We start from the raw sequence: 26,160 nt of genomic DNA, 5'->3' as shown, positions 1-26,160 counted from the left end.
GATACCAAGAGGACGGGTAGAGCTTCAATAAAGGTGCTTTGGGAAGGGTGGTTTAAACTACAAACCATCCTTGAAGGCTACGAACTCGCAATGTCTCTTGATCACTAGACTTGTGATCAAGAGACAGCCTTCACTGGAGGCTTTTTTATGCGCGTAACTTCACATCTTATTGAACCTACACTAGAACTTTAAAGCGTAATCATTAGTATCCCGCCTCCGCATTTGCCAGACTTACCTATAGTTGGAATGCGTCGCTCTTTGTCAATTTGGTACGGTCACCTAGGAGGATTTAATGAAAAGGATCAATGTAGTAGGCAGCAGTGCAAGCGGTAAATCGACGTTTTCAAAGCAGCTCGCAATGAAATTAGGTGTCACGTACATAGAAATGGACAGGTTGTTCTGGCTTCCCGATTGGAAAGAACTCGATGATGAGACGTTCTTCGATAAAGTCGTGGACGTAACTCAACAAGACGCTTGGGTACTCGACGGGAACTACAGCCGAACACAACCATACAAATGGCAAAGAGTCGATACCATCATCTGGCTCGATTATTCACGTTCTATCACCACTTATCGCTCCGCAACTCGTGCTATCAAAAGGGCATGGACTCAAGAAGAGTTCTGGGAAGGAACTGGCAATAGAGAAAGTTTTAGAAAAGCATTTTTGAGTAAGGATTCGATTATTTGGTGGTCGGTTAAGAATTACCGAAAGAATCGGAAGCGTTATTTAAAACTGAAAGGTGACTTAAAAGGTTCGCCTATCAAGTTCATCCACATCACTTCGCCAAAAATGGCACAAGATTTTCTTGGCTCACAAGATTTTATAAATAGATAAGTAACTTATTTAAGGGACTTTTTGGCAACGGCTCGCAGCTGTGTAAATCCTGACATTCCGCCTCCGTTAGATGATGAATACTAACCACGTTCCCGTCGTATTCATTGTGGAGGTATTATGATCGGTTACGAAGAAATGGCGATATCCGGCTACCTAGGTTGGTTACTCGCTGTTTTGTTGATTTACCCCTTTGCCTATGTTGGTATTCATATTGGAGTATTCGATATAAAAGTTCGTACCAAAGTCAGCCGTTATTTCAATCGCTTTATATTAGCTTTGATTGCATTTTTACTGATTATGCATATGCAAACTGAAGTGATTTACGGCAAGTACTTTCTTGGTCTTTGGGAAGCACAACAGTAACTCTGATCGCATTAATTCCCATCGCCTTGTGCTAAGTTGTCGAAATTGAACTAAAAATCGACAACTTAGCATGAAGCCATACGACCTATATTTTCTTCATACTTCACCCGTACACATTCCACCTTTCTCCGAACTGATGACAGAGCTCGCACCTGATTTAAAAGTCGCACACTTTGCCGATGCTGACTTGTTGGAGTGTTTGGTTGATGGAGAGGACGTATCTAAGGTGAAGCAATCAGTACAAGACAAAGTACGAGAGCTTTCTGAACAAGCAAACTTGGTGGTTTGTACCTGCTCCTCAATTGGTCGCTTTGCTGAATCGCTTACAGAGCAGGGTGTTAACGTTCATCGTATAGACCGCGCGATGGGTGACCAAGCTGTAACTCATGAGCGAGTGTTGTTACTCGCGGCATTATCGACAACCATTGAGCCCAGCTTGGCGTTACTTGAGACGAGTGAGGGCAATTGTATCCGTCAGTTAGATACGTTTGTGGTTGAAGGTGCTTGGGAACGCTTTCTCGACCAAGATAACCAAGGCTATTACGACAAGATTAAAGCAGTAATAGAGAGAAAGGCTCGTGATTATGACGTAATTGTATTGGCGCAAGCTTCGATGTCAGGTGCTGCATCATTAGTTGATGTCGGCATTCCAGTATTAAGCAGCCCACGTTTAGGTGTAAAAAGGGCAATTGAAACCTTAAGGATATTCCATGCAAATAACTAGTTGGATTCAGCTTTGCTTACGCGAGCTTGAAGGTGCGCCCATCAAAGAACATTCCGATATCGAAGTGTCTTTTGCAGAGTCCGAACGTTTCTCAAAATGGAAGGTAAGCAAAAGAGAAATACGCCTCGAAGAAGTCAGTGATCGTTGCTGGATCAAGAGCTGCACGGGTGGCTACGTCACAGAGGTGCACTTGCATGCGGATGGTTCACTCGATGAATACACCTTGTTTGGACGCCTTCATACCAAAGGGCATTGGGAGCTAGAGGCTGGTGTACTTCATATCACGATCTACAAAGGTGAAAACACTTATGAACTTTCTGTTGTGGGAAACCGTGAACCTTCCATCCACTCTGCGATTGAATACAAAAATGGAGAAGTGCACTCCTATCTAAAACTGACTCCAATTTCTCAATAGCAATTTAACAAGGACGAGCACCACAATATGGATATTGTATTTGTAAGGCATGGCGTGCCAGATTTTACGTTAGCGGATGAGCGGCAGATGACTCAACTTGAGAAGGACTATGCGCCGCTTTGTCGAGAGTATTTGCCCGTGCTGCAAGAAAAACTCAATCATGCAGTATTTGACGATGCTGATATCATCATCAGCTCTCCTTATACAAGAGCCCTTCAAACAGCAGAAATTCTCAATCGTCATCGCGATTTGCCTTTGTTTGTTGAGCATGACTTGAGAGAGTGGCGTGCGGACAAAGAAGGTGGCTACATTACATTGAATGAAAGAGACCGACGCTGGCACGAATACCGAGAGTTGTTAAAAGCGGGTATTCCAATGACCGACAGTCGCTACGAACATGTTGATGAGCTAAAAGCACGGGCTGAGTTGGTGCTGGATCGTTACCGCCAATATCAAAAGGTTGTTGTCGTGAGCCACTTTAATGTGTTTGAAGCACTACAAGGTTTCCAAGACGTAGGACTGTCCTGTGGAGAATTTCGATACATTAATTTTTGATCGAATTTTTATCTTCTATAGTAAAATCAGACACTAATTTAATTTCAGGTTGCTGTATGAAATCTCTTAAAACACTTTTACTTTTGTCTCTTGCAACGTTGTTTGGCTGTACGTCTAAACCGGACGGCGTGGAGCCAGTCAACAACTTTGAACTTCAACCATATCTAGGCAAATGGTATGAAATTGCGCGTCTTGATCACTCTTTTGAGCGCGGTTTATCGAATGTGACGGCTGAATACGAGTTACGTGAGGATGGTGGCGTAACGGTTATCAACCGAGGCTATTCAGAAGAAGATAAAGAATGGACGCAAGCTGACGGCAAAGCGTATTTCGTCGATGGTGAAAACACAGGGCATCTTAAAGTGTCTTTCTTCGGGCCGTTTTATTCGTCTTACATCGTATTTGAGCTAGGTGAAAACTACGACTACGCGTTTATCTCTGGTTTCAATCACGACTACCTATGGTTACTGTCACGCACACCAACTGTCGATAAAGCAACGGTCGAGCGTTTCAAACAAGTAGCAAAAGAGAAAGGCTTTGCGTCGGACGAATTAATTCTCGTAGAGCAAACAAAGTAATACTTACAGCGACAAATGAAACATGCCCCACAAAAAGTGGGGCATGTATTTAACTGAGTGCTGTATTACTTAATTAATCGAACAACTAATGAACCTGGTGCTCGGATCGATTCAATGTTGTGGCTCAGCACTGTACCTTCAGTCGGCGCTGTGTAACGCTGAATCTCATCACCAAAGCTGTCGTATTGAATTGCAACCAATTGACCTTGTTCTACCTTATCCATCATCTTCACTTGTGGTAGTACAAAACCACCTAATTCAGCGCGAATGCTGATGATGTCTTTGCCTTCTAGGCAGGGCGTGATCTCTGCAACTTCACCGGTCACTACGTCATGACGAGCAAGGATATTGAAGATGCCAGTCACGGTACGGTCGATCAGCTCTTGTTCTGTGTAACGACCCATGCCCACCTCGATGGTGATGCTTGGAATGCCGCTGTTGTTCCAGACGGTTTCAAGTACTCCAGCGTCACCCGGATCGTTAAGAATCGCATCTGGGTTAATGAGGCGAGCCATTTCCAGAGATTGCTCAATACGGAAGTCAGCAAACACGTACAGCGGGTAAGCAGCACCAGTGGTTTGAGTGTGCAAATCAATCGCCAGTTCTGCGTTCGGTTTAAGAAGGTTATTCCACAAAGCAAATAGGAAGCGGTTTGCTTCGTTGCCATTTGCATCGCCAGGGAAGAAACGGTTTAAGTTTGCAGGAGATGCATCTGGATCCGCAGAGAAGAAGTCACGGCTGTGGTTCAGCATACCCGTCAGGTTGATGGTCGGAACGACAGTTACAGTACCCGCGATGTCTTTGCCAATCAGTTCACGAGCGGTCTTTTGCGCCGCTAAAACACCATTGTATTCGTCACCATGAACACCAGCTGTGATCATGATTTTCTTACCCGGTTTTTCGCCCTTGAAGACTAACACAGGCAAATGTTGCCATTGAGATAGGGCGTTGGTTGCAATACGGAACCAAAACTTATGCTCGCCTGCAGGTAAGTCTGTTACGTCAAGAGATTGAATGACTTGATGACCTTGAATTACGTCATCCAGAAATTGTGTTGCCATTAAAGTTGTCACTCCAAAACATCTTACTTTGATGCTTGTTTGCCATACGGCTTGAATTAAAAAAGGCGAGAACTTTGTCTCGCCTTATTCTTTATACCAAAGCTACGTTTTCATGTTTAAGTGCTTAGGGATATTGGTAATCAGTTTACGCAAAACCCATCACGTGAGCTGCGACGACGACAATGCTCGATAGGGTAAAGAGTAATAGCATAAAGCGCCAGCAGAATTTCGCCCAGTCACCCCAGTCGATACGACATACACCCAGTGTTGCCATTAGCGACGCTGAAGTTGGAACGATAACGTTAGTGAAACCGTCACCAAGTTGGAATGCTAGAACCGCAACCTGACGAGTAACGCCAGCGATGTCTGCAAGAGGAGACAATAGAGGCATAGTCAGTGCTGCTTGACCAGAGCCTGAAGTCACGAAGAAGTTGAAGATAGATTGGAAAACATACATCAACCAAGCCGCAGCAACGTCAGGAAGACCGCTGATTACGCCACCAGCGCTGTTCAGGATCGAGTTCAGTACGCTTGCTTCATCAGTAGTACCGCCACCTAGGATAAGCAATACACCTTTCGCACAACCAACCAAAAGAGCAGGAGCAAGCATGATTGCTGCACCTTCTTTAAATGCGTCAGCCGCACAGTTTAGCGTCATGCCGTTCAGACGGAAGATCGTACCGATAATCGTAACGACAAAGCCCATAGTGAAGAATTGTGACGCGATTTCTGGAATGTACCATGCGTTAGCTACTACGCCCCAAACAACCCATACTGTCGTTGCAATAACCGTAAGGATAACTAGGGTGTCACCTAGGTTCCAACGAGAATCGTGGTCACCTAGCTCTTGCTGACGGAAGTATTTGTCAGTACGACGGCTGTAAGAAAGCTCAGGGTTTGCTTTGATACGCGATGCGTAAATCATAGTGAAAGCAATACCAATCGCGGTGAACGCCGCCCAAAGACCCATACGTACAGTCATACCGGACAGAACAGGAATGCCAGCAATACCTTGTGCAATTGCTACCGAGAATGGGTTCATCCAAGATGTTGCAAAACCAATCTGAGTCGCAACGTAGGTCACCATTACTGTAGTAATACCATCGTAGCCAAGGCGAACCATTAGTGGCGCGATAATAATCGCAAATGCAACGGCTTCTTCACCCATACCAAATACTGCGCCGCCCAAAGAGAACAGCAAGAACAGAACTGGAATGAATAGCGCTTCGTTACCTTTGGTCTTGTCGATAAGGCGTAAGATACCGTTGTCGATCGTGCCTGTGCGCATTACCACACCAAATGCACCACCGATAACCAGCATGAACATGATAACGCCAATCGCGCTGCCCCATTTAGAGCCTGAAACCAGACCTTCGAATGGGAAGTTCATTAGACCAATGCCACCACCTGAAGCGAATAGTCCAACCTTGTTGTAAACCAATTCACCGTTTTCATCGGTTGCATAAGAGAAAGAAGATGGATCGATAACTGTGCGAGTTTTTTCTGCACCGTCGACCATGTAGGTCACCTGTTGGCTATCAAAATGACCAGCAGGGATTAAGTAGGTAAGAATCGCAGCAAGAATACCAACAATGAAGATCAAAATGAGGGTATCAGGCATCTGCCATGATTTAGGGGTAGCCGCCGATTCCGATGGCTGAGCGTGTGTGTGAGACATAACCTATTTCACGTCGAATTATAGAAAGCATGAAATATCGATAAAATAGAATAAAAAGTCAATATTAACTGAGTTGATGAACTATAAATTCATCAATAATTTGATCTGAAGAGGGTTGAGTTGCTTATCAATGAGTTAATGGTTAATTGTTTTGGTTAGATGTTGTGCGAATGAAAACAGAGTTAGGACTTGTGGTGATTCACAAGTCCCATAATTATTCATTTTTCTGCATGAGATGTTTGTTCTGAATAAAACGCGGCAACATCGCGCAAATCTTCATCATTTAGCATGCGTAATTGGGCTGCCATCATCTCAGCCAAAGGACCTAAGCGAAGCCCATCTTGATAGGCTTTCATAGAATCATACAAGTACTGAGCATTCTGACCGGTTAGGTTAGGGTAAGCGTCGTTTGTCGTCATGCCGTTCGAACCATGACAGTAAACACAGCTTGGCGATTTAAGTTTGCCTATATCAACGTCACCAAAAGGTTTCGCCACAACAGAGGAAGAGAGAAGAAGAGACGTTAGAAGCACGTATCTAAGCATTGAATGCACTCATTGTAGTTCTTGAAAGCGCATAGAATAAAGCTTCCCCTTAGGGGAAGCTCAATGATCAAAATCAAGTTAAAGCAGAGATTTAAGGCTAGATAGGAAGGTATCGATGTCTTGTGCTGAAATATCTTTGTGCGTCACGAAGCGGATTGGGTTTCCTGGGGTAATCGTGATGCCTTGCTCCTTCATCTTTTCTGCGATACCAGCGATATCCACTTGTGGATCAAGCTTGGCAAAAACGATGTTGGTTTGAACAAACTCTGGATTAACAGAGAAACCAGGCAATTCCGCTAAACCTTCCGCCAAGGTTTTTGCGTTGATGTGGTCTTGTTTTAGCTGTTCTACTTGCTCGGTAAGGGCTAGTTTACCGGCTGCAGCAAGAATACCCGCTTGGCGCATACCACCGCCGACCATTTTTCTTAGGCGGCGCGCTTTTGCGATGTACTCTTTGCTACCAAGCAGCAATGAACCGACAGGGGCAGCCAAACCTTTAGATAAACAGATAGTCATTGAATCAAAGTACTGACCAATCTCTTTCACTGGAACATCAAGCGCAACAGCTGCGTTGAATACGCGAGCGCCATCTAGGTGCATCTGTAAGTTATGTTTGTTCACAAACTCACGAGCCTCTGCAAGGTAGGAAAGAGGAATCACTTTACCGTTGATGGTGTTCTCTAAACTAAGTAGGCGAGTACGTGCAAAGTGCGCGTCATCTGGCTTGATAGCAGCTTCTAGCTTATCGAATGGCAAAGTACCGTCTGGGTTGTTTTCAATTGGTTGAGGTTGAATAGACCCCAGTACCGCAGCGCCACCAGCTTCGTACTTGTAGTTATGCGCTTGCTGACCACATAGGTATTCGTCACCGCGCTCACAGTGCGCCATTAAGCCAAGTAAGTTTGCTTGTGTGCCTGAGGTTGTGAACATTGCCGCTTCAAAGCCCGCAAGCTCAGCCGCAAATTGCTCTAACTCGTTAACGGTTGGGTCATCACCGTACACATCATCGCCGACAGGAGCGGTAAACATTGCTTCACGCATTGCTTGTGTAGGTTGCGTAACGGTATCTGATCGAAAGTCCATAATTCTCTCCTCGGTCGAAAAGACCTAAATATAACCGCAAAGACGAGCTTTGCTTAGGCAAGCGATAGTTTTGGCATCCGTAATAATGCCTTGAATAATTTGTTGTTCGAGTTCTTCTCGTGACAATGTCACTACTTCAATCACTTCGTCGTCGTCACACTCGTATCGATTGGTTTTGTTCAGTTGTTCGGCAACAAACAAGTACTGGATTTCATCACAGAAACCAGCAAGAGGAGTAACTTGACCAAGCGATGTGAACTTTTCGGCGCTATATCCTGTTTCTTCTTCCAACTCTCTTTGAGCACAGTGCAACGGATCTTCATCGCCTTCACGTGTGCCAGCAGGCAATTCAAGCAGCCATTTGTTAAGAGAGGGACGGAATTGATTAACAAGAACGATGTTGCCATCTGAAGTAATAGGTAAGATTACGGCAGCACCGGGGTGTTGGATAGTGGTATGTGTAATCATCCGACCAGTTGGTAGTTTAACTTCCTCTTCGACCAGAGAAATCTGCTTCCATGTATGAATTGTATTGCTCATGCAGTTGTGGATCCTAGCGGTAACCGCGTGTTGACGTGTCTTGCACATTAACCACAAACCGCGTGAAACAAAAGTAGAAAATGGTTTCATACTCTTATGAAATCAGCACATTCAGTGAGTTATGTCTCATAAATGAAAACTATGGTTGCCCGCGCACGCGCGCGAAGAGCATCTGGTATAACCGAGGTTCACTAAAAAATACACTTGTAACAAAGTGATAACAAATGTATAAAATTAAATATACAGCCTCAGTTCAACAGCCGGAGCTTTTATGATTCAACCATCTTTCGCATCAAATGCAGAAAAGGCGCTTCTTTCAGAGCGTATCAACAAGCTGGCTAAAGCACTGACCGACGGCGTTTACGAACGCGAACACACCATCAAACTTTGTCTTCTTGCCGCTCTAGCGGGTGAGAGCGTCTTCCTTCTTGGTCCTCCGGGTATTGCAAAAAGCTTAATCGCCAAACGTCTTATCCAAGCATTTGATAACAGTAGTTACTTTGAGTACTTAATGACTCGCTTCTCAACACCAGAGGAAGTGTTTGGTCCATTGAGCATTCAAGAGCTAAAAGACAACGGTCGTTATGTCCGTCTTACTCAAGGCTACTTACCAACGGCACAGGTGGTTTTCCTTGATGAGATTTGGAAAGCAGGTCCTGCGATTCTGAATACGCTTTTGACTGTTGTGAACGAAAAGACGTTCAAAAACGGCAGTGAAATTGAACGTGTACCGATGCGCCTTTTGGTTTCTGCATCAAACGAACTACCAGACGAAGATAGTGGTTTAGACGCACTTTACGACCGCATGTTGGTGCGCGTGTTTGTAAACCGCATTCAGGATAAGCAAAACTTCAAATCCATGCTGACAGTGGGTACGTCTCAAGAAGCGCAGGTTCCAGAGGGTTTGGCGATCACAGACGAAGAATACCACCGCTGGCAGCAACAGCTCGATAAGCTGACTCTCACCGACAATACATTCGAAAAGCTATACCAACTTAAGTCTATGTTGGAAACGAAAGTAGAGTCTGAGTTTGGCGACGCATCATTAACAGATATGTACGTGTCTGACCGCCGTTGGAAAAAAGCGGTCAAATTGCTTAAAGCGAGCGCGTTTTTCAATGGTCGTGATGAAATCAACCCACTTGATCTTTTGCTACTGCAAGATTGTTTATGGAATAGCCCTGAGTCACGCGATGTCGTTCGCAGTGTGATTCAAGAGTTCGCACTAAAACATGCCTTTGATCAGCAAGAAGCAGAGCAAGAGATCGAATACTGTCGTGAATCTTTGGTTGATGTGCAGCATGAACTTGAAGACAAATATCGCATGACGCTAAACGCTGAAGCGGCAACGGGACTGCTTCGCAAAGAAACCATGAGCTTCGATACATCCAAAGCGAAAACTTACAAAGTAGGCGCGGCGGTGAATCTGGTTAAGCTGGTTATTCTGCAAAGCAACATGTCGGTATCTGAATCAGAGAAGGGTGACAGCCGCTGGGTATACGTGCCAAAAGACGAGCTTGATCGAGTGATCAAAGAAGGTCATGGCGATGTGTATGGCTACGTGAACCAAAACACCAATATGTGTCGTCTGCGGTTTGATGTCGATGCCGCCAATAACCTAGTGATCCGTGACATTGCAAACCGTGGTGTGTTGGTGAGCTTGGTTACCCAACAAGGTTTAGACGTTGAGCTTTACCAAAAATGGTTGGCAGAAAGCGAAAAAGCAGTCAGCCAATTGAGTGAAGCTGAACATCATATGCGTAAGGTTAAAGCCAACTTTCATGGCGCATTACCTCACAGTTTCGTGGATCCAGAGTTACCACGTCTAATGGAGTCGAGTCTGCAACAGGTGAGCCAGAGACTTGAGTCTATCCAAGGTGAAAGCGAGAAGATCATTCAGCGCTTTAAAAACTTACATCAGTTTTTCTCTTAAGGAGACGACATGTTAGGTGCAGACGGACTCAGCTTAGCACTTATGGTGGCAGATTCAGGCATCATTGATAGTGCGGTTAACGATTTAATGGCGCGCTCACAAGTCATGATGATGGCAGAAAATCGAGGTATGAAATCCTCGGTGAAAAACCATCTACTTAAATGGCGTGGCAACGTGAAAAAGCGCATGACGAAAGTCTGTGAGACAGAACGTTTTCAACAGGAACTCGCACTCTATCAAGAAGTGATTTATTGGGATGAAAACGAGTTTTTCGAACGAATTGATGACGTGATCAAAAAGCTTGAATGGCACTCGGCGTTTTACATGCAAGCGCGTCGCATGATGGAGAAGAACAAGGGGGTGAACAACCCAATGTTCCCTCATTACTTCTGTGACCAGTGGTATCAAAGCCTTGCAGAAGCAATCAAACAAGCGCAAGTCTCTGAGCTTGAAGAGAACAAAGAAAAAGTCCTCAACGATCTTTATCAACGTATGGAAACCATGCGTAACATGGATAAAGTGACGGAGTCTGGTGACGAAGAAAGCGTTGGGCGTTTGTGGGATATGGCGTCCGCTAAGTTGAGTAAAACTGACTTAATCGTGATGAAGCGCCACGCAGAGTTCCTTAAAAAGCACAAAGGTTTGCAAGAGATCGCAGAGCAACTTGGTCGCATGGCGGGGCAAGTGAATGATCCTGACCTCAACCGCGCACCAGCAGAAGAGCTGCAAATGGTTGAGGAAAAGAGTGACGAAGCGACAGACGATATCGTTGGTATTCATGAAAGTGACGACCTCAACAAACTGCTACCTAACGAAACCATGTTTTTAGCGTATCCAGAGCTGGAAGTCGTGTTCTACAAGCATTTGGTTGATAAACGCTTGATGAACTACCGCACGCAAGGTAAGTCTCGCACACTACGTAAAGTGAAAGCGCATAAACCCGATCATAAAGCGGTGGACGTTGAAAAAGGCCCATTTATCGTTTGTGTTGACGCGTCAGGCTCGATGAGTGGATTCCCGGAGCAATGTGCCAAAGCCATGGCTTACGCACTTATGCAAATCGCTCTGGCTGAACAACGAGATTGCTATGTGATCATCTTCTCCACTGAACACATTACTTACGAGCTAACGCGTCAGGATGGTTTACGTGAAGCCGCTGACTTTTTAACTTACAGCTTCCATGGTGGGACGGATTTGGAGCCAACGTTAATTAAATCTATTGATCTAATGAACAGCGACAAATACAAAAATGCCGACATGGTTGTTATCTCAGACTTCATTGCACCAAAACAGCAAGATGAGTTACTTGCAAAAGTCGATGCTTTAAAAGCGAAGAAGAACCGTTTTCATGCCATTAGCTTATCGAAGTATGGCAACCCAGCGTTAATGTCGATGTTTGACCACACTTGGTCTTACCATCCAAATGTAGTGGGGCGCTTATTGAAACGCGTCGCAAACGGCTAACACCATCGAACAGTATAAAAGTGACAAGCAAAAGCGGCTTAAGCGGTCGCTTTTGTCGTTTTTTGTTCGGTGATATGCAATAAAGCCATTAGTAATAAGGCACCGATTAGATCGAATTATCGACTGTTTGGTTTAAAACAAAGCAAACGAAGCGGAAATAAAAGATTTTTGTTTGACTATATTTCCTGAATCCGTAAAGTAGCACCCAACGCAACGGGGCAGAGCCTTTTAGCGTAAACAATTTGGCGCCTTGGCAGAGTGGCTATGCAGCGGATTGCAAATCCGTGGACCTCGGTTCGACTCCGGGAGGCGCCTCCAAATTCATAAAAAGAGACGTCCTAGGGCGTCTTTTTTTGTATCTAAAATTCCTGTTCCATCAATTCCTTTTGCCGCCGTCAATCACTACTTTGTTTTCTCTTTACTGTTTCACATGTGTCGTGCTTTGCGACTTAGTAGAGCTTCACTTCTGAGTTCTCTCGGTTTCGTGGTAGCGCTATTACTTTGCTACTTCGTGAACTTAAGATGCGAGAAGAATTAATAACGCCACATAGTGTGAATATGCTTCAAACTTATGCAATTTGGCACTAATTTAAATTGTTGAATATGGAACATCTATCACTAATACGTTTTTTCAAGATTTGAAATCAAATCACATTTCTATGAATCTGCGAAATACCATGCATATCATACAAAAGTGCAACAAGCCTTACTCCTTCTCGTTTAACGAACAATCAAACTGTTAACGATATCTTTATTTGTTTCATGAACTAATGCGTGTATCCAATCAGCATATTTCTGTGACTAACACAGAATTATTTATCATTTATTTCAGTAGTCTAAATAAAACCCCTGTAGTGAAAAATTAGTGGTGACTAGCACGTCTCTGGCGTGTGGTCCCGTTGGATAACAAAATATTTCAGGAGCAATAACGTGCTACGAACAAAGAAAACAATCGTCAGTATTCTCGTTTCAATGGCGATGATCTCAGGCTGCAATGATTCAGACAGTGACACCATTTCAACCAGTCCTATTCCTTACTTTGCGGAATGGAAGGATGTCGACAGTGCTATTAAAAAAGATGATGCGATGGAAGCAGAAATCCAACGTATCCTTGCATTAATGACGTTAGAAGAAAAAGTCGGTCAGATGGTACAACCGGACCTTCGTGAGGTCACTCCACAAGAGGCGAAAACCTATAAGCTTGGCTCAATCCTAAACGGTGGTGGCGGTTTTCCAAACAATGATAAATACGCGACCGCACAAGATTGGGCGGACGAAGCGGATAAATACTGGTTAGCGTTGGAAGACGCTTATGCTGACCGAGGATTCCGAATTCCCTTTATGTGGGCGACAGATGCAGTACATGGCCACAACAACGTTTTCATGGCGACGGTATTTCCTCATAACATTGGCTTAGGTGCAGCTCGCAACCCTGATCTGATTGAAGAAATAGGAAAAGCGACCGCAAGAGAGGTTGTTGCGACAGGTCTTGATTGGACATTCGCACCGACCGTTGCGACACCACGCGATTATCGTTGGGGACGTGTATATGAAGGCTACTCGGAAGATCCAGAAATCGTGTATGAATACGCGAAGCGCATGGTGGAAGGCATTCAAGGTGGTGAAGAAGGCTTAAAAGGGGACACTAACGTAATCTCTAACGTGAAGCACTGGGTCGGTGACGGTGGTACGTTGGGTGGTGTTGACCATGGTGAGAACCGTTACACAGAAGAGTACCTACGCAATATTCATGCAATGGGCTACATCGGTGGCTTGAATGCAGGCGCACAAGTGGTGATGTCGTCGTTCAACTCTTGGTGGAATGATGCCAACTACGATCCTATGGTTGGTATCGACGGTGCTGAGGATGGTGGCGATTACATGCAAAACCAGAAAATCCACGGCTCACAATACCTGATTACTGACGTCTTGAAGGGCAAATTAGGCTTTGACGGCTTAGTCGTCACAGACTGGAACGGCCAAGGTGAGATCAACGGCTGTACAGCAGCAAACTGTCCGCAAGCTGTAATCGCAGGTAATGATGTGTTTATGGTGACGTCGCGTAATGACTGGCAAGCGTTCTATCAAAACGTGATTGACCAAGTAAACGAAGGCATCATTCCAATGTCGCGTATCGATGACGCCGTGACGCGTATTTTACGTGTGAAAATGCGAGCAAACCTTTGGGAAAAACCACAGCCTTCAGAACGTTCACTGGCAGGCGAACAATCCGTATTGAGCGCGCCAGAACACGTTGCTATTGCACGCCAAGCGGTATCTGAATCCTTAGTATTGCTTAAAAACCAAGACCAAACCCTACCTTTGAAATCCGATTCGAAATTCTTGGTAACAGGTTCGGCTGCCAACGACATCACCAAACAAACAGGTGGTTGGTCGATGACTTGGCAAGGTGATGGCAATACCATTGAGAAAGACTTCCCGAATGCACAAACGGTGCTTATGGCAATGCAGAAAGAAGTTGGTGAAGAAAACGTCTTTACCGATGCTTCAGCAACAACACCAGAAGAAGCTACTGCGCTTGTGGTTATCGGTGAAGATCCTTATGCAGAAATGTTCGGTGACATCAGCAAAGCACAAACGCTTGAATTTTCGAAGCTAAAAGCCTCTTATCAAGCGGATCTTGATACGATCAAAGCGCTAAAAGAGCAGGGATACAAAGTGGTCACGGTATTCTTCTCTGGTCGTCCACTTTACGTCAATGAAGAGCTCAACAACTCAGATGCGTTCGTTGCAGCTTGGTTGCCGGGTACGGAAGGTCTAGGTATTACTGATGTGTTGTTCGCAAAAGATGGTGCGGATTTCAAAGGTAAGCTCTCTTATTCGTGGGGCGCTAAGAAGTGTTCGACCACAATCAACCGCAAGGCACTCAATATCCCTAACTACACGACACCAATTGATGGCATAAATGGTGAGTTGATTGAGCAAGATATCGAAGGCGAACACAAGCCGTTGTTCCCATATGGATATGGTTTGAACTATGCAAATCAGACCGAAGTTCCTGCTCTGTATGAAGACTTGAACGATATCCCGCTTGATCCTCGTGATTATGGCTGTGGTATGGACGAGCCAGATAACGGCATCGCTGAGTTCCCATTAGAGATCTTCGGTAAAGATGCAAAAGGAGAGTTTGTTGCACGTATGTCAGGCAGTGCGAATGGTTGGTCTGGACTGGAAATCAGCAAAGACACCACCACAATCGGCTCAGTAACAACGAAAGGCATCAACTACGATGGCATGCAGCAGTCAGCAATCAATGTGAAGTTCTCGGGAGAGACTGGTGATTTTGTTGGCAATTCAGCCGCTCAAATTTACATGCAAACCCCAGATGAAAAGGGTGTTGATTACAACAGCTACATGAATGCGGATTCGACTTTGGAGTTTGATATTCGCATGGTAACTGCAGCGCCAGAGAGCTTAGTGCTATCGACTCACTGTGAGTATCCTTGTCGCGGTGAGGTTAACATTAACAAAGTCTTACCAGAACCGTCAGAAAGCACTTGGACGACGATCAAAGTGCCGCTTCAATGCTTGAAAGATACTGGCATGAGTTTCCAAATGTTGAACACGTCTTTCTTGATGTACGCAACGGAGGCAGTGGAGTTTGATTTAGGTAAGATCCGTTACGTTCCAAACCCTGAAGGATTACCTTCTGATGCGGTAAGTTGTGAAGACATGCTAGAAGATGCGTTGCCACCACTAACGGGTGACAATTATAACCTATTCGCTGACTTCAATGCGCAGATAAATGCTTCAGACCAATATACCACTGAAGGTTGGGGGCCAATTCCTGATGGGGAAACACACATGACAGTAACCCCGGTAACAGATGGGGCAACAGTCACGTATAACAGTGCTAGTCCAGAGGCTTACAAAGGATTATTGCACTTCAACTTTGATGCACAAAACTTGGAAAACTTTGCGGAAGCGGGTTCACTAGTCTTCACAGTGAATGTCACTACCTTTGGCTCACAAAAGCCTGATAATGATCAAACTGGCTTAGTGCTGAAACTTGCTAATGCGGATGGCGATACGGGAGATGTTTTTGTACCGGAACTTTCTGCTGCGAATCTTGCACTAAACTCTGATGTTACCGTTACGGTTCCAATGTCCAAATTTGGAGATAAGTTCGATAACAAGTATTGGGCGCAAACTGTTAAGACGTTCACTATCTTCCCCGCATGGGCAAATACCCAAGCAGGTGTGGAATTTGAAATCAGTGATATTCACTTCACGAAATAAACAGATCATCTAAGAAAGTTACTCGGTTGAGTAGTAACAAGGCGAGCCTTATTAGCTCGCCTTTCTAGTTGGGGAAGCCTTTAAAAGCCAAGTGTGAACTTTCTTGCGGCAATCTGTGTGAAATCTCTTTAGAATGTCTTCTTCGACAAGGAAGCAGTGAAGACACATGAGAAATACCGACGACTACATTATTTTCTATCATTTGGTTGAGCAAGGTTCATTCAGCGCCGCTGCAAGACAAATGGAACTCACTAAGTCGGTTGTCAGTAAGCGCATTGCCAAATTAGAGCAGGAGATAGGTGTTCAACTGCTTTATCGAACCACACGCACGCTTAAACTGACAGAAGCAGGGCAGTCCTTCTTCGAACATGCTCGCAGCGTTTATCAAGCCGTCGCAACCGCAGAAGAGTCGATTGTTGGTTTAGGCAAGAGCCTATCCGGCAACATCAAGATTACCGTTCCGACCATCTCTGGTGAACTTATCCTTCCTACCGTCATTTCTGAATTCAACCAAGCTTACCCAGATATCAACATTGATATGGAACTGGACAATCGATTCGCCGACATCGTCAACGAAGGTTTTGACCTTGCCATTCGTACTGGGGTTTTGCCTGACTCAAGCCTAATCGCACGTAAGCTTGTTGATGCAAACTGGATTGTGTGTGCATCGCCTAAGTACGTCGCCAAACATGGCAAACCAAAAATGCCGGACGATCTCACTAAGCACAACTGTTTGGTTTATGCCTATCAAGAGACAGGTGCACGTGAGTGGGCTTTCAAGCGTCATGATGAAGTGTATCAGGTTAAGGTAGATGGGAATCTATGTACCAATAACTCATCTGCGCTACGTAACGTCGCTTTGCTAGGGCAAGGTATCATTTATGTACCTCGGGTACTGGTTTATGAAGACTTGCAGCAAGGTAAGCTGATTCAGTTGTTTAAAGACGAAACCGCTAAGTGCTTGGGCATTTATGCCGTGTACCCATACACACGTCAGCAACCAGAAAAGATTAAGATCTTTATTGAGCATCTGTATCAGTGTTTTCAACGTCGTAGCCATCAATTCTAGTGGTTCAACTTTTCTCAAAGGAGTGATTCTCCTTTGTTCGAAGGGATTCGCTCTAAATTTAAAACTCCACAACCTATCTGTTTTCTTTGTCGATCAACAATGTCACAGTGATATAACGCTGCGATAACGTCATGGTGTTCACATGTTGTGGTTTTGTTTTAACTCAATATTCTATCAAGGTTAGGTATATAAAGCCTTGTGATTCTTTTGACTTTGCTTTTCTTGGATGTTGTGCACATTTGTTAACAATACACTTTGCTATTGTTTCTTTTTGGAAACGATAAGTTTCTTTGTTGATTTTATAGTTCTTCGAAACTTAAGTGATTGAATATATGGGTAATTAAAGTAGTTAATTTTGTCTGGGTGTCGTTATCGGACTTTGGTGGCATGGACGTTCAGATTCGGACTACTTATATTGGCTGGGCATAATAACTAGAGATACGGATATGAAACAGAAGCAGCTCATCGACGCGTTTGTCACCATTGTCGGGGAAGAAAATGTCCTTACCGATCAAATCAAAACCAAGTATTACCGCAGCGGTTTTCGCTCAGGAGGCGGCACGGCGTTGGCGGTGGTTTTTCCTAAGACTCTGCTAGAACAGTGGAAGGTCATCCAACAATGTGTGAACAATAATTGCATCATCATCATGCAAGCAGCCAAGACGGGTCTGACCGAAGGCTCTGCGCCAAGTGGTAGTGATTACGACCGCGATGTGGTGGTGATCAATATTACCAAGATGAAGCAAATCTATCTGTTAGACGGCGGTAAGCAAGCGGTTTGCCTTCCGGGGGCAAGTTTACATTCACTAGAAAAAGAGTTGCGAGCAGTTAATCGCGCGCCGCATTCGGTGATTGGTTCTTCTTCTCTGGGCGCAACCGTTGTGGGCGGTATTGCAAACAACTCTGGTGGCGCTTTGGTTAAACGTGGTCCTGCTTATACAGAGCTTGCCATATTCGCTCAGGTCGACAAGGACGGTAAGCTCAATCTTGTAAACCACCTTGGTATTGAAGGATTAGGCTCGACGCCTGAAGAGATCTTACAGAACATCCAGGATGGTAACTTCGACCCAGATAAAGTGATTCATGATGAACGCATGGCGTCGGACAAAGAATACGACGAACGTGTTCGTGATGTGACTTCTGATATCCCATCGCGCTTTAATGCGGATGAGCGTCGTCTGTACGAGGCGAGTGGTTGTGCAGGTAAACTGGGCGTGTTCGCTGTTCGAGTCGATAGCTATCCTATTCCTGAGAAAGAGCAGGTGTTCTATTTAGGTACTAACGATCCAGATAAACTGACCAAGCTGAGAAAAGACTTCCTTACTCAGTTTGAAAACTTGCCAGAAATGGGTGAGTACCTTCATCGTGACATCTTCAACATGGCGGAGAAGTACGGTAAAGACGTCTTCCTTTCTATCGATCTATTGGGCACAGACAATCTGCCTAAGATGTTCTCGCTTAAAGCTAAGGTCGAAAACTTCCTAGAGCGAGTTCCGTTAGTCAGTAAATACCTGCCAGATACTATTCTGTATTACGCAAGCAAGTTGTTCCCGCAGCATCTTCCTAAGCGGATGTTGGAATACCGTGATAAGTACGAGCACCATCTTGTACTTAAAATGAGTGACGGCGGTATTGCCGAAGCACAAAAATATTTTAAAGAAGTTTGGGGTGCTGAGCACGATAGTGACTTCTTCGAATGTACACCAGAAGAGGGCAAGAAAGCATATCTACACCGTTTTGCTGCGGCAGGTGCAGCCATTCGTTACGAAACCATTCACCGCAAGGAAGTGGAAGACATTGTGGCTCTCGACATCGCGTTACGACGTAACGATGAGGAATGGTTAGAAACATTACCTGAGGAAGTGAGTAAGAACCTCGTTAAGTCTCTCTATTATGGGCACTTTATGTGCTATGTTTTCCACCAAGACTATGTATTCAAAAAGGGCACCGACACCAAGCTGATGAAGAAGCTAATGTTGGAACACCTGAACAGTCGCGGCGCTAAATACCCAGCGGAACACAACGTAGGGCATCTGTACGAAGCGGAAAACTCGCTGCAAACGTTCTACCATCAACTTGATCCGACCAACACCTTTAACCCAGGCATAGGTAAAATGGACCGCTACAAGCGCAACTGTAACTGTTGTGCATAACGTTTTCATTGAGAGAGTAGATAGGGAGTCGCTAATATAGGGGCTCTATTTTATGGGCGAGGTCGTTAAGATTGCGTGTGAGTTTTAATCGAATCGCTCAACTCCCATACATTCAGTAGTGTTTTTAACCATCTGAATCAAAAAGAATAAATTTATTGTTGACCTAGAAATATAATCCGTTAAAGTACACCTCGTTCTCACGGCTAAGGTCGTTAGAGCAGGTGGTGTTGCCATCGCATTGATTGCGTTGCCCTGGTGGTGGAATTGGTAGACACAAGGGATTTAAAATCCCTCGACGTTCGCGTTGTGCCGGTTCAAGTCCGGCCCGGGGCACCATCCGCAAATTGAGTGTGTGGATTTTATATCCCACCGTCGAGTTGACTGACCGAGTGTCGGACCATCAATTCCGGTCGGAGAACCATCTCTCATAAAGTGAGATTAAATAATCTCAGAGAACAACAATTCGGTAAGGCGCCTTGGCAGAGTGGCTATGCAGCGGATTGCAAATCCGTGGACCTCGGTTCGACTCCGGGAGGCGCCTCCATTCTTTTCGAAAGCTCGTCATTATGACGGGCTTTCTTCGTTTTAGCGCAATGGAATTGACGTGCTTTAATACCTCTTTCTCCTGTTTATTAATTATCTCCTCCCTCGTTATTTGATCGGGATTCAATAATTGTGTTCAATCAGTCATTGATTTTATAAATGTTACGCAACTCAATAATTGTAGAGGGTGATTGGTGATAATTTCTCCATGATTGTAGTCCGAACTTTTTGTTGTACAACAGACGGTTAGTTGGATCTCTTCTACCTGTCATGTTAGCTCTCTAAGTTCGAACTTCGTTCTAAAACGTGAGAGAAAAATAATGAAAACATTCAACCTTAAACCCACACTTTTACCTTTAACTTTGCTGCTCAGTTCGCCGGTTATGGCGGCACAAAATGGAACCATGATGCAGTATTTCCATTGGTATGTGCCAAATGACGGCACACTCTGGACACAAGTTGAAAACAACGCACCAGCGTTATCTGACAACGGCTTTACCGCGTTATGGCTGCCGCCTGCCTACAAAGGTGCCGGTGGTAGCAATGACGTAGGTTATGGTGTTTACGATATGTATGACTTAGGCGAGTTTGATCAAAAAGGATCGGTACGAACCAAGTACGGCAGCAAAGACCAATACCTCGATGCTGTTAACGCGGCACACGCAAACAACATTCAAATTTATGGTGATGTGGTGTTTAACCACCGTGGCGGTGCGGATGGTAAATCGTGGGTCGACACCAAGCGAGTCGATTGGAACAACCGAAACATTGAACTCGGCGACAAATGGATTGAAGCTTGGGTCGAATTTAGCTTCCCAGGACGTAACGATAAATACTCAGACTTCCATTGGACGTGGTATCACTTTGACGGGGTCGACTGGGATGACGCAGGTAAAGAAAAAGCGATCTTCAAATTCAAAGGTGACGGCAAAGCATGGGATTGGGAAGTCAGTTCTGAAAAAGGCAACTACGACTACCTCATGTACGCAGACTTAGACATGGATCACCCAGAAGTCAAACAAGAGTTGAAAGACTGGGGCGAGTGGTACTTAAACATGACGGGTGTGGATGGCTTCCGAATGGACGCGGTTAAACACATCAAATATCAGTACCTACAAGAGTGGATCGATTACTTACGTTGGAAGACAGGCAAAGAGCTGTTTACTGTGGGTGAGTACTGGAACTACGACGTGAACAACCTGCATAACTTTATCACTAAGACTTCTGGCAGCATGTCATTGTTTGATGCACCGCTACACATGAACTTCTATAACGCTTCACGCTCGGGTGGCAACTTCGATATGCGCCAAATCATGGATGGCACCTTGATGAAGGACAACCCAGTGAAAGCGGTAACATTAGTCGAGAACCATGATACGCAACCACTGCAAGCGCTGGAGTCTCCGGTGGATTGGTGGTTCAAGCCTCTTGCGTACGCGTTCATTTTGCTTCGTGAAGAAGGTTATCCGTCAGTGTTCTACGCGGATTACTACGGCGCACAATACAGTGATAAAGGACACGACATCAACATGGTGAAAGTGCCGTATATTGAGCAGTTGGTGAAAGCACGTAAAGATTATGCTTATGGCAAGCAGCACTCCTACCTTGATCATTGGGATGTGATTGGTTGGACACGAGAAGGGGATGCGGAACACCCGAACTCAATGGCGGTTATCATGAGTGATGGTCCTGGCGGAACAAAATGGATGTACACAGGTTCACCGAGTACGCGTTACATCGATAAGTTAGGTATTCGCACCGAAGAAGTCTGGACTAACGCTAGTGGATGGGCGGAGTTCCCAGTAAACGGCGGTTCGGTTTCTGTTTGGGTCGGCGTTAAATAATCAGGCTCATAGACTTGCAGGTGTGACCGATTTCGAAAATAGCGCGCATTTAATTAATGTCTTGTTTGATATTCATGAAACATATGCGTAACTTTATACCTGAGCATTATCAGTAGGCAGATTAAGGAAAGGAATCTATGGCTGACGTTTTGATTGTTGCGATTGTATTCAGTGCAATATTTGGTGGTGGTATCGTTAAGCTGGTTCTTAACCATCGTAAGGAAGTAAAAGCGTTAGAGGTCTCTGAACGCAATCAGATGAGTGAAGAAGAGCGAAATGGTTTGAACAAGCAAGTCGCAGAGCTCAAACAGCGCGTTGAAGTATTAGAGCGCATCGTTACCGACAACAAATACCAACTTGATAAAGAAATTGCGTCCTTGTAATTCTGAACCAAGACTAAAGAGCCAGTTTAATACTGGCTCTTTTTGTATCCGTCCTTTAATCCCTAGAAAGCGAAGCAATGGATTACCGTTCATCAAAGAAGTCTTTATTTCGAATGTACTTACTCATCAAGTGATAAGAAAAAGGGCGTATCAACCAACTCACCAAAGAGCGTCCAAGCCGCATCAACGTTGGTGTGTTCTCGTAAATCCTACCGTTATAAAGCCAAAGCATTTTGCCCACATGCCAGTAGAGAAAAGGCACCGGAGGCATAAAGGTAACAATATCGATGTCGCAACAGATTCGATAGGTTTTGTGACTTAAACGATAGCGTTTCTTGAATGTCCAATCACCAATCGCTGGTTGACCAAATGTCACCACACGTTTGATGCTTTTCGGGTACTTTCTTTCGATATAATCGGCAAACACGCTACCAATTGCGCCGCCCGATGAATGCCCAGTAATGGTGATGCGCTTGCCTTGTAGAATTAGAGGTACAATAGTGGCTTCTAATCGTTCAATTACACTCAAACCAAGACGATCTTCATTTCGAGAAGGTTGGCTTTCTTGAAATAACAAATGGTAGAAGCCTGCATGGATTCGATAGTTTAGCCCCAAGCGCTTGCAGCTGCGTGTCCACATCGCGAAGTTCAACAGCCAATCGGTCATGCTATGCGAACCTTTAATTACCACGACGACTTCCGTACGCTTCTTGCTCCATAAAACACGGATCATGGTTTTGCCAAACTCGTTTTTAATGATGCGCTGCCCATTAGGATCAAACCCATAGCGGGTCTGTTTAAAGACTCTGGGGTAGGCGAGATTACAAAGGACGGCGTAGCGTTCGTACTGATATCGTTTTAAAGGCTTCACATTATTTTTCTGTCTCTTGGTCAACGTAAACTCTAGACGTGAAATATGAAAAATAGATGAAGATGAGAAATGAACAGAGGTTGGCGAAGCGTTATTACTCAAGGGCCAGTGAAAGCAGAGTACTGCGTCAGTATTCATTCAATGTAGGAGGGTTTTGAAGTTTTTTGTTTGTACAAGCAAGACCGGGATTAGGGAAGATGCCATTCGCTGTGTATATGAATTGCGCAAAATGATCGTAGATTGTGCATGTGAGTCGCCTTTTTAACCATATGAATGAAAAAGACAAAATATCTGTTGATCTAAAATCTGAATCCGTTAAAGTACGCCTCGTTCTCGCGGCACAGGTCGCTAGAGCAGGTGGTGTTGCCATCGCATGATTGCGTTGCCCTGGTGGTGGAATTGGTAGACACAAGGGATTTAAAATCCCTCGACGTTCGCGTTGTGCCGGTTCAAGTCCGGCCCGGGGCACCATCCGCAAATTGAGTGCGTGGATTTAACATCCCGCCGTCGAGTTGACCGGCCGAGTGTCGGACCATCAATTCCGGCCTGGGGCACCATCTCTCGTAGATTGAGATTTTTAAAGTCTCAGAGAACAAAAATCGGTAAGGCGCCTTGGCAGAGTGGCTATGCAGCGGATTGCAAATCCGTGGACCTCGGTTCGACTCCGGGAGGCGCCTCCATTCGATTGAGTACCATCGCATCTCATTATCGAACGTACGATTAGGTTAGTGTGTTTATTTAAATTATTTGAGGCTGATTTAGCTTCTAGAAAATTTGAATAGAATCTGTCACATTGACCATCGAAAAGGTTAACCCTAACGAAAACCTCAATGTTTCTTCTTAGAAACGATAAAATGGCGCCTTGGCAGAGTGGCTATGCAGCGGATTGCAAATCCGTGGACCTCGGTTCGACTCCGGGAGGCGCCTCCATCTTCTTCTTAATACACAATCACTTCACTTAAGACCTCTGACCATTCACTCAATAAGTCAAAATTTAAGACGTTTGTTCATAAATTTACTCATCAGTAACCGATATTTATTGCGTCAAATTCGACGTAATCCTCATTTTCGACTTAACACCACAATTTTATGTTCCAGTTTTGCACATTCAACTCTATTAACAGAACGTTGTTAATTATAAACTTGGTGCATTACTAAAGGCTAATTGATAACATCATATATAACGTATTGTTAATATATGACATTGTTTGATTTTGGCTCAGGACGAGCCCATTGTTGTTTTAGGGAGAAAAACACGTGTTTAGTCGTAAAAGCAGGCGAATGCTAGCCTTGGTGTTAAGTGCTGCGTCTTGTTCAACTTTCGCTGCTTCAATGGCCAGTTACCCAGAAGGGTGGCTCGATTGGCCTGTTGTAAAAGAGTCACAAAACCTACCAGCAGACACGGTTCTACCTCCAGATACTTCTCTTTTTATACAAGAATCTGTTCGAGCTTATAGCTGGATCAATAATGGTCAGGGTTCGCCACTGACGATCCGAGTTAACCCAGCAAAACTAGAACAATATAAAACCCACGGACCATATACCGATGGTCCAACAGCCGTTGCCATTTCTGAAGTCGATGGCATCGTTTGGGTAACAGAGCACATTGGCGGTATGGCGATATACGGAAGTTATGATCGTCAAGGAAAAGACATCAGTCATACTCATCCATCTCTCGAACCTTCTTTTTGTCAAAGCTGTCACACGACCTATCAAGATATCTGTATCAACGGAACGTGTGCAGAGCCTGTCTTAGGTGTGTACAAAGACAAGTAGTAGCAAAAATGAGCACGCGAGTTTTTGGTTGGCTTACGATTAACCAGATGTTGTTTGTTTCGCATCTGGTGTTAGTGATGTCGATTATCTTTGGTTTGTCATTGACTCGGTTCCAGAGCGAATGGGATATGCGCATTGAACATGCTGCGACCATGGCAAAAACTCACCTTTCTTCTCAAATGACCTTCTTGTCTGGATCGATCGCAGGGCGGAATTACGCAAACTTAATGATGCCATCTACTAAGGCAAATTTGAATGCTATCGATGATTTGCTTTTCGTCGAAGTGTCTGGCGTATCGGATTACAAAACTCAAGAGGTAGCTGTGCGTTACCTCGCTCAAACCAACCAAGTATGGCGGATTGATGTCAGTGATTACGAAGTAGGCAGCTTAAAGGGACAAAAAGATAATCTACTTCGTATGCTTTCAATGACGCCTGATGAAGATGAGATAAAACGGAATAAGCTCCAATATCTGGTAAACAAAACGAGCATCGACCTCGATGCGTTGCAAGATAGCCAGCGTTTAAACAGGGAGACGGAATTACCTTGGAATAAGGATGTGCTACGTCAAACTGACTTCTATTACGATTCTACCTTGTCAGTGCTGCATGTTTGCCTACCACTTCGTAACAATAACGGTGGCTACATCTGGGCAGTGTTGGATGCAAGCCAGCTCGACCATATCAAGTTAAACCTCATCAAAGAGCTAAGTCGTGAAGCGCTCATTGCCATCTTGATTTCAATGATACTTATCTATGTCGTTACGATGTGGATCGTTAGCCCATTAAAGCGTTTGTCTACTTCGATGAAGAAAGACATTGAGAAAATAGATCAATCCCATATTCCGGAAATCCGACGTTCTGATGAAATTGGCGAGTTGGCACGCTCATATTCTAGCTTGATCACCAAGATCAAAAATCAACTTCGTGTGCTTCGTCAACAAACAGATACTGATACGCTGACAGGGGTTGGTTCTCGGTTTTTGTATAAACGTAGCGCGCCGTTCTTTGTTCGAGATTCACTCAAGACTATGGAGTACGTCTGCTTTGTTCTGTGTGATATCGATAACTTTAAAAAGTTTAACGACACCTATGGCCATACCGAAGGGGATAACGCACTTTGTGACGTGGCGGAAGTATTCCGTTCACAGCTTGGGGCAGACCAGCCGTCTTATCGTTTGGGTGGGGAGGAGTTTGCTCTGCTCGTTTATGGTAACAATCCTGACGTCCTGAATTCTAAAGTCGAACGTTTAAGGCAGGCCGTAGAAACACTCTCTATACCACATATGAAGAATCAACCATCTGGTGTAGTTACTATCTCTGTTGGCGCTGTTCCAATAACACTCTCAGCACAAGAACCAACCTTTGAATCCTGTCAGGCAGCACTAGAGCGTGCTTTTGAAATTGCAGATAAAAACCTATACACCGCCAAAGACACTGGCCGAAATACGGTGATCATGGCGAAGCCTATCCAAATTTAACTGGTA

At 44.6% G+C, this 26,160-nt stretch carries 21 protein-coding genes and 6 tRNA genes; 21 read left to right on the top strand and 6 right to left on the bottom strand.

What is annotated here, in order from left to right; genetic code table 11:
• The first annotated feature begins 292 nt into the window (after positions 1-292).
• The 6 genes from ATB76_RS04595 to ATB76_RS04570 all read left to right on the top strand — a co-directional run bounded on the left by ATB76_RS04595 (position 293) and on the right by ATB76_RS04570 (position 3,470).
• Positions 293-835: a (d)CMP kinase gene (locus ATB76_RS04595; RefSeq protein WP_061034739.1), complete on the top strand. Its 543-nt coding sequence runs from the start codon at positions 293-295 to the stop codon at positions 833-835.
• 117 nt (positions 836-952) lie between these two features.
• Positions 953-1,198: a hypothetical protein gene (locus ATB76_RS04590; RefSeq protein WP_061034738.1), complete on the top strand. Its 246-nt coding sequence runs from the start codon at positions 953-955 to the stop codon at positions 1,196-1,198.
• A gap of 70 nt (positions 1,199-1,268) precedes the next feature.
• Positions 1,269-1,922: an aspartate/glutamate racemase family protein gene (locus tag ATB76_RS04585; protein ID WP_061034737.1), complete on the top strand. Its 654-nt coding sequence runs from the start codon at positions 1,269-1,271 to the stop codon at positions 1,920-1,922.
• A complete protein-coding gene (locus tag ATB76_RS04580) occupies positions 1,909-2,337 on the top strand; it encodes a hypothetical protein (protein WP_061034736.1) in 429 nt (142 codons plus the stop codon). Before ATB76_RS04585 ends, ATB76_RS04580 begins: the two co-directional genes overlap by 14 nt.
• A 27-nt stretch (positions 2,338-2,364) precedes the next feature.
• Positions 2,365-2,892 (top strand): histidine phosphatase family protein, encoded by a 528-nt coding sequence (locus tag ATB76_RS04575; protein ID WP_061034735.1) that lies wholly within the window; start codon positions 2,365-2,367, stop codon positions 2,890-2,892.
• Positions 2,893-2,948: 56 nt separating this feature from the next.
• Positions 2,949-3,470, top strand: a complete 522-nt coding sequence (locus ATB76_RS04570; RefSeq protein WP_042601520.1) for a lipocalin family protein — start codon at positions 2,949-2,951, stop codon at positions 3,468-3,470.
• Positions 3,471-3,535: 65 nt separating this feature from the next.
• On the opposite strand, the gene ATB76_RS04565 is transcribed toward ATB76_RS04570, so the two are convergent.
• From ATB76_RS04565 to ATB76_RS04545, 5 genes are all read right to left on the bottom strand, one after another.
• Positions 3,536-4,531: a succinylglutamate desuccinylase/aspartoacylase family protein gene (locus tag ATB76_RS04565; protein WP_038867648.1), complete on the bottom strand. Its 996-nt coding sequence runs from the start codon at positions 4,529-4,531 to the stop codon at positions 3,536-3,538.
• Between the two features lie 145 nt (positions 4,532-4,676).
• The gene (gene yfcC / locus ATB76_RS04560; protein ID WP_081094888.1) at positions 4,677-6,209 is read right to left on the bottom strand and encodes a putative basic amino acid antiporter YfcC; all 1,533 of its coding nucleotides are present in this window, start codon (positions 6,207-6,209) and stop codon (positions 4,677-4,679) included.
• Between the two features lie 218 nt (positions 6,210-6,427).
• Positions 6,428-6,754, bottom strand: coding sequence for a cytochrome c (locus tag ATB76_RS04555; RefSeq protein WP_061034733.1), 327 nt, complete (start codon positions 6,752-6,754; stop codon positions 6,428-6,430).
• Between the two features lie 78 nt (positions 6,755-6,832).
• Positions 6,833-7,837 (bottom strand): low-specificity L-threonine aldolase, encoded by a 1,005-nt coding sequence (gene ltaE / locus ATB76_RS04550; RefSeq protein ID WP_009696116.1) that lies wholly within the window; start codon positions 7,835-7,837, stop codon positions 6,833-6,835.
• Positions 7,838-7,861: 24 nt separating this feature from the next.
• A complete protein-coding gene (locus tag ATB76_RS04545) occupies positions 7,862-8,377 on the bottom strand; it encodes an NUDIX hydrolase (protein WP_061034732.1) in 516 nt (171 codons plus the stop codon).
• A gap of 271 nt (positions 8,378-8,648) precedes the next feature.
• Between ATB76_RS04545 and ATB76_RS04540 the strand changes: the two genes are divergently transcribed.
• The 10 genes from ATB76_RS04540 to ATB76_RS04495 all read left to right on the top strand — a co-directional run bounded on the left by ATB76_RS04540 (position 8,649) and on the right by ATB76_RS04495 (position 22,026).
• A complete protein-coding gene (locus tag ATB76_RS04540; RefSeq protein WP_042601511.1) occupies positions 8,649-10,310 on the top strand; it encodes an ATPase RavA domain-containing protein in 1,662 nt (553 codons plus the stop codon).
• Between the two features lie 9 nt (positions 10,311-10,319).
• A complete protein-coding gene (gene viaA / locus ATB76_RS04535) occupies positions 10,320-11,774 on the top strand; it encodes an ATPase RavA stimulator ViaA (RefSeq protein WP_061034731.1) in 1,455 nt (484 codons plus the stop codon).
• Positions 11,775-12,018: 244 nt separating this feature from the next.
• A tRNA-Cys gene (locus ATB76_RS04530) sits at positions 12,019-12,092 on the top strand.
• Between the two features lie 654 nt (positions 12,093-12,746).
• Entirely contained in the window at positions 12,747-16,034 is a 3,288-nt protein-coding gene (locus tag ATB76_RS04525; protein ID WP_061034730.1) for a glycoside hydrolase family 3 protein, read from the top strand.
• Between the two features lie 166 nt (positions 16,035-16,200).
• Entirely contained in the window at positions 16,201-17,103 is a 903-nt protein-coding gene (locus ATB76_RS04520; protein ID WP_045405391.1) for a LysR family transcriptional regulator, read from the top strand.
• Between the two features lie 446 nt (positions 17,104-17,549).
• Positions 17,550-19,256 (top strand): D-lactate dehydrogenase, encoded by a 1,707-nt coding sequence (dld, locus tag ATB76_RS04515; RefSeq protein ID WP_038867630.1) that lies wholly within the window; start codon positions 17,550-17,552, stop codon positions 19,254-19,256.
• 249 nt (positions 19,257-19,505) lie between these two features.
• Positions 19,506-19,592: transfer RNA gene (locus ATB76_RS04510), tRNA-Leu, on the top strand.
• A gap of 134 nt (positions 19,593-19,726) precedes the next feature.
• Positions 19,727-19,800, top strand: a tRNA-Cys gene (locus ATB76_RS04505).
• A 319-nt stretch (positions 19,801-20,119) separates the two neighbouring features.
• Positions 20,120-21,643, top strand: a complete 1,524-nt coding sequence (gene amyS, locus ATB76_RS04500) for an alpha-amylase (protein WP_061034729.1) — start codon at positions 20,120-20,122, stop codon at positions 21,641-21,643.
• A gap of 137 nt (positions 21,644-21,780) precedes the next feature.
• On the top strand, positions 21,781-22,026 hold the full coding sequence (locus ATB76_RS04495; RefSeq protein ID WP_045422511.1) for a hypothetical protein: 246 nt from the start codon (positions 21,781-21,783) through the stop codon (positions 22,024-22,026).
• A gap of 82 nt (positions 22,027-22,108) precedes the next feature.
• Here the strand turns inward: ATB76_RS04495 and ATB76_RS04490 are convergent, their stop codons facing one another.
• Positions 22,109-22,897 (bottom strand): lipase, encoded by a 789-nt coding sequence (locus ATB76_RS04490; protein ID WP_038874049.1) that lies wholly within the window; start codon positions 22,895-22,897, stop codon positions 22,109-22,111.
• A gap of 384 nt (positions 22,898-23,281) precedes the next feature.
• Here ATB76_RS04490 and ATB76_RS04485 point away from each other — a divergent pair.
• The 5 genes from ATB76_RS04485 to ATB76_RS04465 all read left to right on the top strand — a co-directional run bounded on the left by ATB76_RS04485 (position 23,282) and on the right by ATB76_RS04465 (position 26,154).
• A tRNA-Leu gene (locus ATB76_RS04485) sits at positions 23,282-23,368 on the top strand.
• 135 nt (positions 23,369-23,503) lie between these two features.
• A tRNA-Cys gene (locus tag ATB76_RS04480) sits at positions 23,504-23,577 on the top strand.
• 176 nt (positions 23,578-23,753) lie between these two features.
• A tRNA-Cys gene (locus ATB76_RS04475) sits at positions 23,754-23,827 on the top strand.
• 351 nt (positions 23,828-24,178) lie between these two features.
• The gene (locus tag ATB76_RS04470; protein ID WP_039976568.1) at positions 24,179-24,673 is read left to right on the top strand and encodes a hypothetical protein; all 495 of its coding nucleotides are present in this window, start codon (positions 24,179-24,181) and stop codon (positions 24,671-24,673) included.
• A 128-nt stretch (positions 24,674-24,801) separates the two neighbouring features.
• A complete protein-coding gene (locus ATB76_RS04465; RefSeq protein ID WP_235860689.1) occupies positions 24,802-26,154 on the top strand; it encodes a diguanylate cyclase in 1,353 nt (450 codons plus the stop codon).
• Positions 26,155-26,160: the final 6 nt, after the last annotated feature.

This window comes from Vibrio sp. MOR3, assembly GCF_001557775.1.
Taxonomy (GTDB): Bacteria; Pseudomonadota; Gammaproteobacteria; order Enterobacterales; family Vibrionaceae; genus Vibrio; species Vibrio jasicida.
This window is presented reverse-complemented; position numbering and strand designations above follow the sequence as displayed.